Here is a 14,405-nt window from a genome sequence, read left to right as displayed (position 1 = left end):
GGCTTGCGGTCTTGCCTCAGGGGCTGGCGGCGAGGAAGACGAAGGCGGCCAGGAGCACCAGGTGCACCCCGCCCTGCAGGAGGGTGGCCCGACCCGGCACCACGGTCAGCACGCCGGTGACCACGGTCAACGCGAGCAGCGTCACCTGGGTACCGCCCAGGCCGAGCAGCAGCGGCCCCTCCAGCCAGATCGAGGCGATCGCGATGACCGGGATGGTCAGCCCGATGCTGGCCATCGCCGAGCCGAGCGCGAGGTTCAGGCTGATCTGCACCCGGTCCCGGCGGGCCGCGCGGGCGGCGGCGAGCGTCTCCGGCAGCAGCACCAGCAACGCGATGATGACGCCGACGAACGCCGGCGGCAGGTTCACCGCGGCCACACCCGCCTCGATCGCCGGAGAGACCGACTTGGCGTCGCCGACCACGGCCACCAGGGCGACCAGCAGCAGCCCGAGGCTCGCCATGGCCTGTCGGGTCGACGGCGGGTCGGCGTGCGCTTCCTCCGGCAGCACCTCCCCCTCGCTGCCGACGGGCAGGAAGTAGTCCCGGTGGCGACCGGTCTGCACCATCACGAACAGCGCATAGAGCGCGAGCGACACCACGGCCGCGAAGGTGAGCTGGGCCGGGCTGAACTGCGGGCCGGCGCGGCCGATGGTGAACGTCGGCACCACCAGGCACAGCGTGGCGAGGGTGGCCACGGTGGCCAGCGCGCCGCCGGTTCCTTCCGGATTGAACACCGCCAGCCGGCGGCGCAGCGCGCCGATGAGCAGCGACAGGCCGAGGATGCCGTTGCACGTGATCATCACGGCGGCGAAGACGGTGTCCCGGGCCAGCGACTCGGTCTTCTCCCCGCCGCTGATCATCAGCGTGACGATCAGCGCCACCTCGATGACGGTGACGGCCACCGCCAGCACCAACGACCCGTACGGCTCGCCGACCTTGTGCGCGACCACCTCGGCGTGGTGCACGGCCGCCAGCACCGCGCCGGCCAGGAAGAGCGCCACCACGATGACCATCACGCCGGTGAGCTTGCGGTCCCAGGTCAGCCCCAGCACCAGCAGCGCGGCGATGGGCACCGAGACGGTCCAGGTGGTCATGGCGCGGCGCAACGCGGGCATGATCTGGATCCTGCCAGCAACAATGATCATGAGCGGCGAACCGGCGAAGACTCCCCCGACCGCGCCCGGCCCTGATGTTAGGAAGGGACCCTTCCTATACCGGAGGCGTTAGTAGGGGGCCCTTCCTTGCATTGAACGCGGGCCGCTCGTACTTTGGGCCGATCCGGCGGAGCCGTCCCGTTCCTACGATGGACTCGTGTCGGCTCTGTTGCGCTCGGTGTGGGAGGAACCCGCCCCGCCCGGCGCGCCGCGTCGCGTGTGGCGGGACTGGCTGCTGCTCGCGATCCTCGCGCCGGTCGCGCTCGTCGAGGGACTCGTCCGGCCCGAGCTGGCCTGGCGACCGCTGTCGGTGGCCGTGGCGGTGGCGCTGACGGCCACGGTGCTCTGGCGCCGGACCTGGCCGCTGCCGATGGTCGCGCTCGCCTTCGGCGTCTGCGGGCTGGTTCCGCTGCTGACCGACCGGGACGCTCTCCAACAGGACGTCCTGGCCTTCGTCCTGCTACTGGTGTACGCCCTGTTCCGCTGGGGCTCCGGGCAGGAGGTCGTGCTCGGCGGCCTGATCGTGGTGGGCAAGCTGGGACTGTGGACCGCCGCCGGTCAGGCCGGTCTCGCGGACACCGTCGCCGCCTTCGTCGTCCTGTTCGCCGCCGCCACGCTGGGCACCAGCGTGCGGTACCGGGCGCGGGCCCGGCAGCGCGAGCTGGACCAGGTCACGCTGCTCGAACGGGAACGTCTCGCCCGCGACCTGCACGACACCGTCGCGCACCACGTGTCGGCGATGGCGATCCGGGCCCAGGCCGGGCTCGCCGTGGTGGCCACCCACCCGCAGGCGGCGATCGAGGCGTTGCAGCTCATCGAGGCCGAGGCGTCGCGGGCGCTGGCCGAGATGCGCGGCCTGGTCCGGGTGCTGCGGACCGACGAGCCCGCCGCGCTGACGCCCACGCCGCGCATCGCGGACCTGGCCGGGTTCGCGGCGGACGCACCGGACGGCCCGGTCGTGGAGGTACAGATCGTCGGTGACGCTGGCGGCCTCGCCCCGTCCGTCGACCGCGCGGTCTTCCGGCTGGTGCAGGAGTCGGTCACCAACGCCCGCCGGCACGCGCGGCACGCGACCCGCATCCGGGTACGCGTCGAGGTCGACGACGCCTCGGTCCGGCTACGTGTCAGCGACGACGGCGAGAGCCCGGCCGGACCGCTTCCCGGTTCCGGGTACGGGCTCGCCGGGATGGCCGAACGCGCGGCGCTGCTCGGCGGCAGTTGTGCCGCCGGACCCGGTCCCGAACAGGGGTGGATCGTCGACGCGGTGCTGCCCCGGGCCGGGGCACCCGCGTGACCCGACCGACCACCGGACGACCGAACCCGTCCGGCGACGACGGTGACCGGCGGATCCGGGTGGTCGTCGCGGACGACCAGGAGATCATCCGGAGCGGACTCACGATGATCCTCGACGCCCAGCCGGGCATCGAGGTCGTCGGTACGGCCGCCGACGGTCACCACGCTGTGGAACTGGCCCGGCGACTGCGTCCCGACGTGTGCCTGTTCGACATCCGGATGCCCGGTGTGGACGGTATCGAGGCGACCCGGCGGCTCGCCGGCCCCCGGGTCACCGAACCGCTCGCCGTCGTCGTCATCACCACCTTCGACCTCGACGAGTACGTCTATGCCGCGCTGCGCGCCGGCGCCCGGGGCTTCCTGCTCAAGGACGCCGGCACGGCGCTGCTGGCCCAGGCGGTCCGCGCCGCGGCCGACGGCGACGCGCTCATCGCGCCCAGCGTCACCACCCGCCTGTTGCGCGCCTTCGCCGACGCCGGACCGGCCGCGCCGCCCCGGCAACCCGTCGACCCGCTCACCGACCGGGAGGAGCAGATCCTGACGGCGGTGGCCCGGGGACGGACCAACAGCGAGATCGCGGACGAGTTCCACGTCAGTCTCAGCACGGTGAAAACACACGTGGCGAGCCTGATGGCCAAGCTCGGCGCACGGAACCGGGTGGAGATCGCCATCTGGGCGTACGAGACGCACCGGGTACGCGGCCGGTAGCGCTCCCCGGTCGGCGCGACGCCGTAAGTACGAGCGTCGGCTCACTCCGAGGACCGACGGGCCCCGAGCCCATGCACTGATGAGTTCGCGCCGTCGCGAACCCAGCATCGATTCATGTCCACGAACCGCTTCCTCCGCAGACACGAGTGGGCGATACCCACCGGCCTGATCCTGCTCGCGCTCGTCCCGGTGGTCGCCGGGGCCGTCCGGACCGTCGAGCTGTCCGGCGATCCGGCGGTGACGCCCGCCAACGCCCGCTTCGTCGCCGACCCGGTGCCGGTGCTGGTGCACATCGTCACGGCGAGCGTGTACTGCCTGCTGGGCGCCTTCCAGTTCATGCCCGGCTTCCGGCGTCGGCGACCGGGATGGCACCGCGTCGCGGGTCGGCTGCTGGTGCCAGCCGGGATCCTCGCCTCGCTCTCCGGCATGTGGATGGCCGCGTTCTATCCCCTCATGCCCATCGACGGTGCGTTCCTCATCGGTCTGCGGCTGGTCTTCGGCGGCGCGATGGCCGGCTGCATCGTCCTCGGTCTCCGCGCGATCCTGCGGCGGGACGTCAGCCGGCACCGCGCGTGGATGATCCGTGGGTACGCCATCGGTCAGGGCGCCGGCACCCAGTTCCTGACCCACCTGCCGTGGCTCGTGGTCGCCGAACCACCGGGCGAGCTGACCCGGGCGTGGCTGCACGCCGCCGGCTGGCTGATCAACCTGGCGGTGGCCGAGTGGATCATCCGCCACGGGTCGGCGGCACCGACGCCGGCCGCCTCCCGCGCGGGCCGGTCGGGGACGATGACGAGTCGAGGCCGTCGCTGAGGTCGTGCCCCCGGGTCAGCCCATGGACTTCGCGCCGTCGATCGCCTCCCGGATGATGTCGGCGTGCCCGGCATGCTGCGACGTCTCGGCGATGACGTGCACCAGCACCCGTCGGGCCGACCAGCGGGCACCCGGCTCGAACCAGGGTGCGGCGGGCAGCGGCTGGCTGGCGTCCAGGTCGGGCAGGCTCCGGACCAGTTCGTCGGTGCGGTCCGCGACCTCGTCGTACGCGGCGAGCACGCCGGCCAGGGTCTCGCCCGGCAGCAGCCGGAACGACTGTGCGTGGCGCTCGTGGACGGCGGGGTCGTGGTGATCCGGTGCCTCGGCCGGGCCGTCGACGATGAAGTCGGCCCAGCCTCGTTCGACGTCCGCGACGTGCTTGATCAGACCACCGATGCACAACGCGCTGACCGTGCTGCACGTCGCCGCCTGCGCGTCGGTCAACTCCCGCGCGGTGTTGCGCAGGAAGAAGCGCTGCTGACGCAACGCCTGCAGCAGGTCCGCGCGCTCGGGCGACAGGCTGCTCTCGGACTGTGGACTGCTCCCCGTCATGGCTGGTCCCTTCGTCGGCGTCCGCCCGACGCTATCGGTGACCACCGACAACTTCCGGTACGTCGGACGGGCGGGACCGCGCCACGGCTACCGGCGGCCGGTCAGCACCTCGCGCATCCGGTTGATCTCTACGCCCTGCTCGACGACGACGCTGCTGGCGAACTCGTTGATGATGATGTCGGTGCCCAGCGTCAGGACCTCGTTCGCCATCGCGATGGCGCCCTGGTGGTGCTCGGTCATCATCGTGACGAACATTCGGTCGAACTCGGCGCCCCGGGCGGCGGTCAGCCGGTTCAGCGCCTCCGCCGTCTGCATGCCGGCCATCTCGTGCCGGTGCCCGTCGCCGGAGTTGCGGTCCAGCCCCCGGTCGGTCAACCAGGTCTCCAGGGTCTTGATCTCCGGGTCCTGGGCAGCCAGGATCCGGTCCGCGATGATCTTCAGGTTCGAGTTCTCGGCCCGGTCACCGACCAGTTTGGCCATCACCAGGGCCTGCTCGTGGTGCGGGATCATCATGGTGACGAACCGGGTGTCGGCGTTGTTGTGCGGAGGCCGGGCCATCGGCGACATCTCGTTGGCCGACAGGGTCTTCGCCGGTTCGCCAGGGCCGCCCGGCATCAGCACCGGTGCGGTGGCGTCCGGGATGCCGGGCAGGTCGAGCGGCGGTGGCTCGTTCGTCTGCGCCGTCGGCGCGGGGGGCGCGCTGTCCGGCCACGACACGGCCACCGCGATCCCGACGGCCAGCACCGCGAGCACGGCCAACTCGATCAGCACAAGCTTCCGGGACTGCCGCAGCAGCCCACGGATCCGCACACCTAGCACAACTCGACTCCCGCCGTTCACAGTTGGCCGGGATGGTAGCGCGGGCCTGAGCTGCGACGGGAGGGTTGCGAACGGCAGAACGATCGTTTAGCCCCACCTGCGGCAGTTTGCGCCGGGACATCGGCGGTCGTGTTGCTAAACCGTGACCACATGGCCGACGATCGAGCACCCACCGCAGGGTTAACCTCCGCTAACCCTGCTCATCCCTGACGAAGGGTGTTCCTACATGTTCAGACCTACCCCACGAGGGAGCCGAAGGCTGGGAATCAGCCTGGCCGCCACAGGCGCCCTTCTCGTCGCCGGTGTCGCGGTGGCGCCATCGAGCAGCGCCGCCGAGACCGCGAACACCATCCCGGCCGTCGACGAGATCGTCAGCAGCCCCAACCTCACCCAGATCGCCAACGTCCCGAAGTTCGGCGGGTTCGCCAGCGAGGCCGCGTACAACTCGGACCTGGCGTTCCAGGACAACCACGTCATCGCCGGCAACTACAACGGGTTCAGCATCTTCGACGTCAGCAACCCGGCCTCACCCCAGGTGGTCAGCCAGGTCGTCTGCGTCGGCGCGCAGGGCGACCCGTCGGTCTACGGGGACCTGCTGTTCCTCGCGGTCGACTCGCCCCGCAGCGACGACTCGTGCAGCAGCAGCGCCGGCTCGGTGGCCCAGCAGAGCGCCTGGGAGGGCGTCCGGATCTTCGACATCAGCGACAAGGCGAACCCGCGCTACATCAAGTCGGTCCGTACCGACTGCGGTTCGCACACCCTGACGCTGGTGCCGAGCAAGGACGACAAGAGCGTCTACGTGTACGTCCAGTCGTACAGCCCGTCGAACAACGCGTTCTACTGCAAGCCGCCGCACGACAAGATCTCCATCATCGACGTGCCGCTGGACAACCCGACCAGCGCCTCCGTGGTCGCCACCCCGGTCCTCTTCCCGGACGGCGGCAACACCAACACCAGCGGCTGCCACGACATCACCGCCTACCCGGACCTGGACCTGGCCGCCGGCGCCTGCATGGGTGATGGCGTCCTGATGGACATCTCCGACCCGGTGAACCCGGTGGTCCTGAGCCAGGTGCGCGACACCAACTTCGCGTTCTGGCACTCGGCCACGTTCAACAACGCCGGCACCAAGGTCGTCTTCACCGACGAGCTCGGCGGCGGCAGCGGCGCCATCTGCACCCCGGCCTACCGGGCCAACCAGGGCGCGAACGCGCTGTACGACATCGTCGGCTCCGGTGCCGACCGTCGACTGGTCTTCAAGAGCTACTTCAAGATCCCGCGGGAGAACTCCGCCCTCGAGAACTGCGTGGCGCACAACGGCTCGCTGATCCCGGCGATGGGCCGCGACATCATGGTCCAGGCGTGGTACCAGGGTGGCATCTCGGTCATCGACTTCACCGACTCGGCCAACCCGGTCGAGATCGCCTTCTGGGAGCGGGGCCCGCTGTCGGACACGCGTCGGATCCTCGGCGGCGCCTGGTCGACGTACTACCACAACGGTTACATCTACTCCAACGACATCCAGAAGGGACTTGACGTCCTCAAGTTGGACGACCCGCTGACGAACAACGCCCGCGCGGTCGTCGCCTTCGACGAGCTGAACGTGCAGACCCAGCCCAGCTACCCGGAGTGCACCACCGTCCTGCGCGGTCGGCACAACGGCAGCATGACGATCTCCTCCGGCATCACCTGCATGGACGGGGTCACCCAGAACGGCGCCATCAAGGTCAACCCGGGCGCCGGTCTGATCGTGTTCAACTCGAACCTGAACGGCGCGATCCACGCGCACAACGCCTCGGTGGTCTCGATCGTGGAGAGCCGGGTCAACGGTTCGGTGAACGCCGTCGGCGCGACCATCCGTGACACCAAGGTCAACGGGTCGGTGCGGACGAGCTGATCCGCACACCCCGTAGACAGCACCACCTCCGGCCCGGCGGTCTCCGCCGGGCCGGAGCCCGTCCCACCCCGGCGACCACGGGTGGCCTCCTGGAACATGCCTGTCGGAGCGGCCTGTTACGGTCTCGCCGCTATCGCGGTCAGGTCGGAGGTTGAGAGTGTTCAGAACGCACGTGTCGTCGTTAGCCGGTCTACCGGTGCTCCCCTTCACCTCGGGGATGGAGGTGCCGGCGGATCCGTCGGCGGTGGCCTGGCGGCTCGAGGTGGGCGACATCGATGACGAGCCCGAGCCCGAGGAGTTCGTCGCCCTGGTCGAAGCGATGCTCGACGAGGTCCCGGCCGAGTCGGTCCGCGCCGTCGTGGTCGGCGAGTGGGGGATGGCGTACGAACGGCCGCTGCCGGTCGACCTCCTGGTGAACGCGGCCTCGCAGTGGACCGGGCTCCGGGCGCTCTTCCTCGCCGACCTGCTCTCCGAGCAGTGCGAGCTCTCCTGGCTGACCCACGACGACATCACCGGGCTGCTGGCGGCCTACCCGCAGTTGGAGACGCTGTGGGTGCGCGGCGGCGAGGGTCTGCGGTTGGACGCCGTCACGCACACCGGCCTGCGGGAGCTGCGGTTCGAGTCCGGTGGCCTGCCCGGCGCGGTGGTGCGGGCGGTCGGCGAGTGCGACCTGCCGGCCCTGGAGCGGCTGGACATGTGGCTGGGCCGATCGGACTACGGCGGCGACGCCACCCCCGACGACCTCGCCCCGCTGCTCGCCGGTGCCGGGATGCCGGAGCTGCGGCGGCTGGGACTGCGCAACGCCGAGATCGCCGACGTGGTCGCCGGAGCGGTCGCCGACGCACCGGTGGTGCCCCGACTCTCGGTGCTCGACCTGTCGATGGGCAACCTCACCGACGAGGGTCTGGAGGCGCTCCTGGCCGGGCAGCCGCTGACCCACCTGACCGAGCTCGACCTGCACCACCACTACCTGTCCGAGCAGGCGCAACAGCGGGTCGTCGCGGCCCTGCCCGGCGTACGCGTAGACGTGTCCGAGGGACGCACCCCGGACGTGTACAGCGGCCGCACCTACCGCTTCACCGCAGTCGGGGAGTGAGCGGACATGACGTTCTCTTCGCACCTCGCCGAGTTCGCCGACCGTCCGGTGGTCGACTTTCCGCTTGAGGGGCCGCTGCCGACCGTGACCGGCCCGGTCTCGTGGCGCGTCAGCCATCCCGAGTTCGACGACAACGAGGAAGGCGCACTCTCCAAGGAGTTCGCCGCCACCTTCGAGCGGTTCGTCGCGCAGGTCGGCGACACGGTGGAGTCGCTGGTCATCGGTGCCTGGGGGTACGCGGCCTTCAACCCCGCGCCGATCGAACAGATCTGCGCGGCGGCCGATCGGCTGCCGGCACTGCGGGCCCTGTTCCTCGGTGACATGGTCTTCGAGGAGTGCGAGGTCTCCTGGATGAAGGTCGGCGACGTCAGTCCGCTGCTGACGGCGTACCCGGACCTGGAGGTGCTGTGGGTGCGCGGGGGTGAGGAGTTCGACTTCTCCCCCGTCCAGCACGACAACCTCCGCGAACTGGTGGTGCAGAGCGGCGGGCTGTCCCGCGAGTTCGTCGGCGCGGTGCTCGACTCCGATCTGCCCGAGCTGGCCGACCTCGAACTGTGGCTCGGCACCGACGACTACGGCGGCACCACCGAGCTGGCGGACCTCGCCCCGCTGCTGGCCGACGAGCGTTTCCCGGCGCTGCGCCGCCTGGGCCTGTGCAACTCGATGATCACCGACGACATCGCGGCGGCCCTGGCGACCGCGCCCGTGGTGCGCCGGCTGGAGGTGCTGGACCTGTCCAACGGCACTCTCGGCGACGAGGGGGCGGAGGCGCTGCTCGCCGGTCAGCCGCTGACCCACCTGACGGTGCTGGACCTGCACCACCACTATCTGTCCGAGGAGGTCGCCGCGTCGGTGGTCGCCGCCCTGCCGGACGTCCGGGTGAACGTCTCCGACCCGCAGGAGGCGGACGAGGAGGACGACGGCGAGAGCTACCGCTACACCGCGGTCTCGGAGTGACATGCGGTTGACCGTGGTCGGCAATCCCGGCAACCGTCGGGTGTCGATGTTCACCGACGCGGTGTTGGCCGCCGGTCTGCCCCGGCCCGAGGTGCTGCCCTGGGTCGAGGTGCTGACCGGGGCCGCACCGCCCCCGGCCGGCACGCTGGTGCGGGTGGACTCGCCCGGGGAGGACGCCCGGGTCGACCAGTTGCTGCGCCGGTCGGCCACCGTCGCGCGGCACGGCGAACTGGTCGGCCTCGCCGACGCGTACGCCGGTCTGGTGGACGGCATGGCCCGGGTGGCCGCCGGCGGCGCGACCCTGCTCAACCCGCCGGAGGACGTCGCGGTGCTCTGCGACAAGCGGCGCTGCCACGCGCGGCTGGCGGCGGCCGGGGTGCCGGTGCCGGACGCGCTGCCGCAGGTCGGTGGCTACGCCGAGCTGCGTTCGGCGATGGCGCAGGCCGGTTGGGGCCGGGTGTTCGTCAAGCCGGCGCACGGCTCCTCGGCCGCCGGGATCATCGCGTTGGCGGTCGGCGCCGGCCGGGTGCAGGCGGTCACCACCATCGAGCAGACCGCCGAGGCGCTGTTCAACTCGCTGCGGTTACGCCGCTACACCGACGAGCCGCAGATCGCGGCCATCGTGGACCGGCTCGCGCCGGAAGGTCTGCACGTGGAGCAGTGGCTGCCCAAGGCCGGGATCGGTGACCGGGTGGTCGACCTGCGGGTGCTGGTGATCGCCGGTCGGCCCGACCACGTGGTGGTTCGGGCGGCGCGGGGGCCGCTGACCAACCTGCACCTGGGCAACGCGCGTGGCGATCTCGACGAGGTGCGGCGGGCCGCCGGGGCCCGGCAGTGGTCGGCGGCGATGGAGACGTGCGAGCGGGCCGCCGCCTGTTTCCCCGACTCGCTGCACGTCGGCGTGGACCTGATGTTCCTGCTGGGCTGGCGGCGGCACGCGGTGGCCGAGGTCAACGCGTTCGGTGACCTGCTGCCCGGGGTGCTGGCCGACGGCCGGGACAGCTACGCCGCCCAGGTGCACGCCCTGACCGACGGCGGGTGGCGGCCCGGTCGGGCGGGCCCGGCCGCGTCGCCGGAGGTGGTCGGATGCGGAGCCTGATCGGTGACCACGACCTGCTGCTGGTCACCCTCGACACGCTGCGCTACGACGTGGCGGCCGAGCTGGCGGCGGCAGGCCGGACGCCGCACCTGACGCGGGCGTTGCCGGGCGGCCGGTGGGAACGCCGGCACTCCCCGGCCAGTTTCACCTACGCCGCGCACCACGCCTTCTTCGCCGGGTTCCTGCCCACGCCGGTGCCCCCGGGTCGACACGAACGGCTTTACGCGGCGGCCTTCCCGGGCAGCGAGACCTCCGGCGCCGACACGTGGGTGTTCGACGCGCCGGACCTGCCGACCGCGCTCGCCGACGTCGGCTACCACACGCTGTGCCTGGGCGGCGTCGGCTTCTTCAACCGACGCAGCCCGCTCGGGGCGGTCCTGCCGGGGCTGTTCCGCGAGGCGCACTGGGAGCCGGAGTTCGGCGTCACGTCGCCCACCTGTGTGGACGCCCAGCTCGACCGGTTGGCGGCGGTGGTGGCCGATCTGCCGCCGACCCGGCCGTTGTTCACCTTCCTCAACGTGGCCGCCCTGCACCAGCCGAACCGGCACCACCTGCCCGGCGCCGCCGACGACGACCTGGCCAGTCACGCCGCCGCCCTGGAGTACGTGGACGGCCGGATGGAGCGGCTGTTCGCGCTGGTCACCGGCCGAGGGCGGCCGGTTTTCACGATCATCTGCTCCGACCACGGCACCGCGTACGGCGAGGACGGGCACACCGGGCACCGGATCGGCCACGACGTGGTGTGGACCGTCCCGTACGCGCACTTCACCCTGCACCCTGGAGAATGGTGACCAGCACCGACACGAGTCTTGACGGCTCGCCGTACCAGCAGTATCTCTACGCCTACCCGCACAAGACCTCGTACCGGGCGTTGCGCCCCCGCCCGTCGTTGACCGACGTGTGGCGGGACCAGGCACGGGACGCCCTCTTCCTCTATCTGCACGTGCCGTTCTGCGAGATGCGCTGCGGCTTCTGCAACCTGTTCACCCGGGCCAACGCGCCCGCCGAGCAGGTCACCGCCTACCTGCGGCAGCTTCGTCGGCAGGCCGAGCAGGTCGCCGAGGCGCTCGGCGGCTCGACCGGGTACGCCCGCGCGGCCTTCGGCGGCGGCACCCCCACCCATCTGACCGCCGACGAGCTGACCGAGCTGTTCGACATCGCCACCACGACCCTCGGGGCGCGGCTGCCCGGCGTACCGCTGTCGGTGGAGACCTCACCGGCCACCGCGACGCCGGACCGGCTCGCGGTGCTGGCCGCGTACGGCACCACCCGGGTCAGCATCGGGGTACAGAGCTTCCTCGACGTCGAGGCCCGCGCCGCCGGTCGACCGCAGCGGCGCACGGAGGTGGAGACGGCGCTGGCGGCGATCCGCGACGCCGGTGTCCCGGTGCTCAACATCGACCTGATCTACGGCATCGACGGGCAGACGGCCGACACCTGGCGGGAGAGCCTCGACGCGGCGCTGGCCTGGCGTCCTGAGGAGTTGTACCTCTACCCGCTCTACGTCCGGCCGCTCACCGGTCTGGGCCGGCGCACGCACGCCCGCGCGGACTGGGACGCGCAGCGCCTCGCGCTCTACCGGCAGGCCGTGGAGACGCTCGGCGCGGCCGGCTACCGGCAGGAGTCGATGCGCCAGTTCCGCCGGGCCGACGTGCCGGCCCCGGACGGACCCGACTACTGCTGCCAGGACGACGGCATGGTCGGCCTGGGTTGCGGCGCCCGCTCGTACACCACCGCGCTGCACTACTCCTTCGACTACGCGGTCAGCGTCTCGCAGGTGCGCGCGGTGCTCGACGACTACCTGGCCCGACCGGCCGAGGACTTCCGGTACGCCGAGTTCGGGTACCACCTCGACGGCACCGAACAGCGCCGCCGGTGGCTGCTGAAGTCGCTGCTGCGCGTCGACGGGGTCGACCCGGACGCCTACCGGGCCCGGTTCGGTCGCCCGCCGGGCGTGGACTTCCCGCAGCTCGACCGGCTGGTCGAGCGGGGCTGGGCCACGGACGGTGGGCTCCGCCTCACCCCCTCCGGGCTGGCCCGGTCGGACGCCGTCGGCCCCTGGTTGACCTCCGCCGAGGTGCAGCACGCGATGGCCGGGTACGTGCCGCGATGAACCTGGCGATCCTCTACCGTGGCCCGCTGGCGAGCTGCAACTACGACTGTCCGTACTGCCCGTTCGCCAAGCGCCGGGACCCGCCGGAGCTGCTCCGCGCCGACCGGGAGGCGTTGGCGCGGTTCACCGACTGGGTGGGCACCACCACCGACGTACGCCTGTCGGTGCTGTTCACGCCCTGGGGTGAGGGGTTGACCCGGCGCTGGTACCGGGACGCGATGGTGTCGCTGTCCCACCTGCCGCACGTGGAGCGGGTGGTGATCCAGACCAACCTGGCGGCCCGGGTGGACTGGCTCGAAGACGCCGATCCGAGCGCCGCCGCGCTCTGGACCACCTACCACCCGGGGCAGGTCACCCGGGAACGCTTCCTGCGACGCTGCGCCCGCCTGTCCGAGCTGGGTGTCCGGTACTCGGTCGGGGTGGTCGGGCTGCCCGAGCACCTGGCCGAGGCGCGGGCGCTGCGGGCGCTGCTGCCCGACGAGGTCTATCTGTGGGTCAACGCCGCCGAGGGGCGTCGCTACGACGCCGCCGAGGAGGCGACCTGGACGGAGCTGGACCCGCACTTCGGCTACAGCGTGCGTCCGCACCTGTCCCTGGACCGCCCCTGTCATGCCGGGGAGACCGCGATCTCCGTGCGCGGCGACGGTACGGTGCGCCGCTGCCACTTCATCGACACCCCGATCGGCAACCTGTACGACGGGTCGTGGCGGGCCGCGCTGGCACCTCGGCCGTGCAGCAACGCGATCTGCGACTGCCACATTGGCTATGTCCATCTCAAGCCGCTCGGCCTGCGGGACGTCTTCGCGGGCGGGGTGCTGGAACGCATCCCGGCCGGGTGGCCGGGAAGGCGGGTCGGATCGGTCTGACCAGGAGCAACCGGGTCGCCGGTGGACCTGCGGTCAGGGTCGGGTCGCCATCCGGCGGGTCAGTTCGGTCGCCCGGTACGCCGCGACCTGACGGGCCTGTCCCGCCACGAAGCGCCGCAACAGCAGCGGGGCACCGGCGGTGACCGACTCCCGGATCCGCGTACCGCCGGTCTCGGGCGTCAGGTCGACCACCGCGCGCAGCCACACCCACGCCGGGCTCCGCACGTCGCTGACGATCTGGCTGCCGGGACGGGTCGCCACCATCCGCACCCGAATGTGGTTGTCCCAGCGCAGCGGGCCGACCATCCGGAACCGTTCGACGGCGATGTAGTCGGTGACCGCGCGGCCGTCGGCGTCCCGGTCGGTCCGCACGTCGGAGACCGCCACGATCAGCGGCGACAAGCCGATGTAGCTGTGCGGGTCGGTCAGGTGGTAGTAGACCTCGTCCGGCGACGCGGCGACGACACAGCTCGTCTCGAACGTGATCGACGGTCTCCGATCATCGGGCACGTCTCATCCTGCCACGCCCTCATCGGGTGCGGTGGCGCAGGATGATGTCGCGCAGGGAGCCCATCCCGTACCGGTCCTCGTCGCTGGACATCGCGGCCACCTCCGCCAGGACGGGATCCACGTCGATCCCGGCTCGCCGGGCCCGGTCGCACATCGCCCGCAACGTCATGATCTCGTCGCGGGTGTCGGCGCCCTGGTCCCGGGCGGAGAGCTGGACGAGGTCGTCCCGGAACCCCTCGGCAGTCCGGCAGTCGGTGGGCAGATGGGCCGCCCACCGGAACGACGGGTACCGGTCGAACCTCCGCCGGATCTCGACCCGGGCGGTCTCGTCGGCGACGTACCTGTCGACGATGGCGCGCAGCACCCGCTCGGCGCGCTCCTGCACACCCAGCGCCGTCAGCTCCGCGTCCACGGCGGCACCGAGCTCCGCCAACCGGTCCAGTGCGGTGACGTCGACCGGCTTGTTCGCCACCGAGCGGTAGCGGGCGTCCAGGTCCGCCATCTCGGTCTCGATCTCCACCATATCCAC

14 protein-coding genes and 1 pseudogene are annotated in these 14,405 nt (G+C 71.6%); 10 read left to right on the top strand and 5 right to left on the bottom strand.

Going from position 1 to position 14,405, the window contains the following annotated elements; all coding sequences use genetic code 11:
• Positions 1-16: 16 nt before the first annotated feature.
• Positions 17-1,114 (bottom strand): calcium:cation antiporter, encoded by a 1,098-nt coding sequence (locus ACZ31C_RS11965; RefSeq protein ID WP_465795273.1) that lies wholly within the window; start codon positions 1,112-1,114, stop codon positions 17-19.
• Positions 1,115-1,310: 196 nt separating this feature from the next.
• Between ACZ31C_RS11965 and ACZ31C_RS11960 the strand changes: the two genes are divergently transcribed.
• The 3 genes from ACZ31C_RS11960 to ACZ31C_RS11950 all read left to right on the top strand — a co-directional run bounded on the left by ACZ31C_RS11960 (position 1,311) and on the right by ACZ31C_RS11950 (position 3,967).
• A complete protein-coding gene (locus ACZ31C_RS11960) occupies positions 1,311-2,447 on the top strand; it encodes a sensor histidine kinase (protein WP_465795272.1) in 1,137 nt (378 codons plus the stop codon).
• 104 nt (positions 2,448-2,551) lie between these two features.
• Complete coding sequence (locus ACZ31C_RS11955; protein ID WP_465795485.1) at positions 2,552-3,154, top strand: response regulator; 603 nt, start codon at positions 2,552-2,554, stop codon at positions 3,152-3,154.
• A gap of 114 nt (positions 3,155-3,268) precedes the next feature.
• The gene (locus tag ACZ31C_RS11950; protein WP_465795271.1) at positions 3,269-3,967 is read left to right on the top strand and encodes a DUF2306 domain-containing protein; all 699 of its coding nucleotides are present in this window, start codon (positions 3,269-3,271) and stop codon (positions 3,965-3,967) included.
• 15 nt (positions 3,968-3,982) lie between these two features.
• Here ACZ31C_RS11950 and ACZ31C_RS11945 read toward each other — a convergent pair whose 3' ends face one another.
• Positions 3,983-4,519 carry a DinB family protein gene (locus tag ACZ31C_RS11945; protein WP_465795270.1) on the bottom strand — a complete coding sequence of 179 codons (537 nt, stop codon included), beginning with the start codon at positions 4,517-4,519 and terminating at the stop codon, positions 3,983-3,985.
• Positions 4,520-4,606: 87 nt separating this feature from the next.
• A complete protein-coding gene (locus ACZ31C_RS11940; protein WP_465795269.1) occupies positions 4,607-5,338 on the bottom strand; it encodes a DUF305 domain-containing protein in 732 nt (243 codons plus the stop codon).
• Between the two features lie 226 nt (positions 5,339-5,564).
• Between ACZ31C_RS11940 and ACZ31C_RS11935 the strand changes: the two are divergent.
• The 7 genes and pseudogenes from ACZ31C_RS11935 to ACZ31C_RS11905 all read left to right on the top strand — a co-directional run.
• A pseudogene (locus ACZ31C_RS11935) lies at positions 5,565-6,953 on the top strand (LVIVD repeat-containing protein); the annotation flags it as partial.
• A gap of 478 nt (positions 6,954-7,431) precedes the next feature.
• Positions 7,432-8,331, top strand: a complete 900-nt coding sequence (locus tag ACZ31C_RS11930) for an STM4015 family protein (protein WP_465795268.1) — start codon at positions 7,432-7,434, stop codon at positions 8,329-8,331.
• Positions 8,332-8,337: 6 nt separating this feature from the next.
• The gene (locus ACZ31C_RS11925; protein ID WP_465795267.1) at positions 8,338-9,288 is read left to right on the top strand and encodes an STM4015 family protein; all 951 of its coding nucleotides are present in this window, start codon (positions 8,338-8,340) and stop codon (positions 9,286-9,288) included.
• A 1-nt stretch (position 9,289) separates the two neighbouring features.
• The gene (locus ACZ31C_RS11920; protein WP_465795266.1) at positions 9,290-10,387 is read left to right on the top strand and encodes an STM4014 family protein; all 1,098 of its coding nucleotides are present in this window, start codon (positions 9,290-9,292) and stop codon (positions 10,385-10,387) included.
• Entirely contained in the window at positions 10,375-11,178 is an 804-nt protein-coding gene (locus ACZ31C_RS11915) for an STM4013/SEN3800 family hydrolase (RefSeq protein ID WP_465795265.1), read from the top strand. The genes ACZ31C_RS11920 and ACZ31C_RS11915 overlap by 13 nt, the downstream gene beginning before the upstream one ends.
• Positions 11,175-12,500 (top strand): STM4012 family radical SAM protein, encoded by a 1,326-nt coding sequence (locus ACZ31C_RS11910; protein WP_465795264.1) that lies wholly within the window; start codon positions 11,175-11,177, stop codon positions 12,498-12,500. Before ACZ31C_RS11915 ends, ACZ31C_RS11910 begins: the two co-directional genes overlap by 4 nt.
• The gene (locus ACZ31C_RS11905; RefSeq protein WP_465795263.1) at positions 12,497-13,366 is read left to right on the top strand and encodes an STM4011 family radical SAM protein; all 870 of its coding nucleotides are present in this window, start codon (positions 12,497-12,499) and stop codon (positions 13,364-13,366) included. The genes ACZ31C_RS11910 and ACZ31C_RS11905 overlap by 4 nt, the downstream gene beginning before the upstream one ends.
• A gap of 33 nt (positions 13,367-13,399) precedes the next feature.
• On the opposite strand, the gene ACZ31C_RS11900 is transcribed toward ACZ31C_RS11905, so the two are convergent.
• Together ACZ31C_RS11900 and ACZ31C_RS11895 are read right to left on the bottom strand one after the other, a co-directional pair.
• Positions 13,400-13,876: an SRPBCC family protein gene (locus tag ACZ31C_RS11900; RefSeq protein ID WP_465795262.1), complete on the bottom strand. Its 477-nt coding sequence runs from the start codon at positions 13,874-13,876 to the stop codon at positions 13,400-13,402.
• A 19-nt stretch (positions 13,877-13,895) separates the two neighbouring features.
• Entirely contained in the window at positions 13,896-14,405 is a 510-nt protein-coding gene (locus ACZ31C_RS11895) for a hypothetical protein (RefSeq protein ID WP_465795261.1), read from the bottom strand.

It is taken from the genome of Micromonospora sp. NPDC023869, from assembly GCF_055559695.1.
This window is presented reverse-complemented; position numbering and strand designations above follow the sequence as displayed.

Excerpts from the sequence above, each read along its gene's own strand:
- ACZ31C_RS11965 (WP_465795273.1), bottom strand. The coding sequence starts at position 1,114 with ATGCCCGCGTTGCGCCGCGCCATGACCACCTGGACCGTCTCGGTGCCC.
- ACZ31C_RS11955 (WP_465795485.1), top strand. The coding sequence starts at position 2,552 with ATGATCCTCGACGCCCAGCCGGGCATCGAGGTCGTCGGTACGGCCGCC.
- ACZ31C_RS11950 (WP_465795271.1), top strand. The coding sequence starts at position 3,269 with ATGTCCACGAACCGCTTCCTCCGCAGACACGAGTGGGCGATACCCACC.
- ACZ31C_RS11945 (WP_465795270.1), bottom strand. The coding sequence starts at position 4,519 with ATGACGGGGAGCAGTCCACAGTCCGAGAGCAGCCTGTCGCCCGAGCGC.
- ACZ31C_RS11925 (WP_465795267.1), top strand. The coding sequence starts at position 8,338 with ATGACGTTCTCTTCGCACCTCGCCGAGTTCGCCGACCGTCCGGTGGTC.
- ACZ31C_RS11920 (WP_465795266.1), top strand. The coding sequence starts at position 9,290 with ATGCGGTTGACCGTGGTCGGCAATCCCGGCAACCGTCGGGTGTCGATG.
- ACZ31C_RS11915 (WP_465795265.1), top strand. The coding sequence starts at position 10,375 with ATGCGGAGCCTGATCGGTGACCACGACCTGCTGCTGGTCACCCTCGAC.
- ACZ31C_RS11905 (WP_465795263.1), top strand. The coding sequence starts at position 12,497 with ATGAACCTGGCGATCCTCTACCGTGGCCCGCTGGCGAGCTGCAACTAC.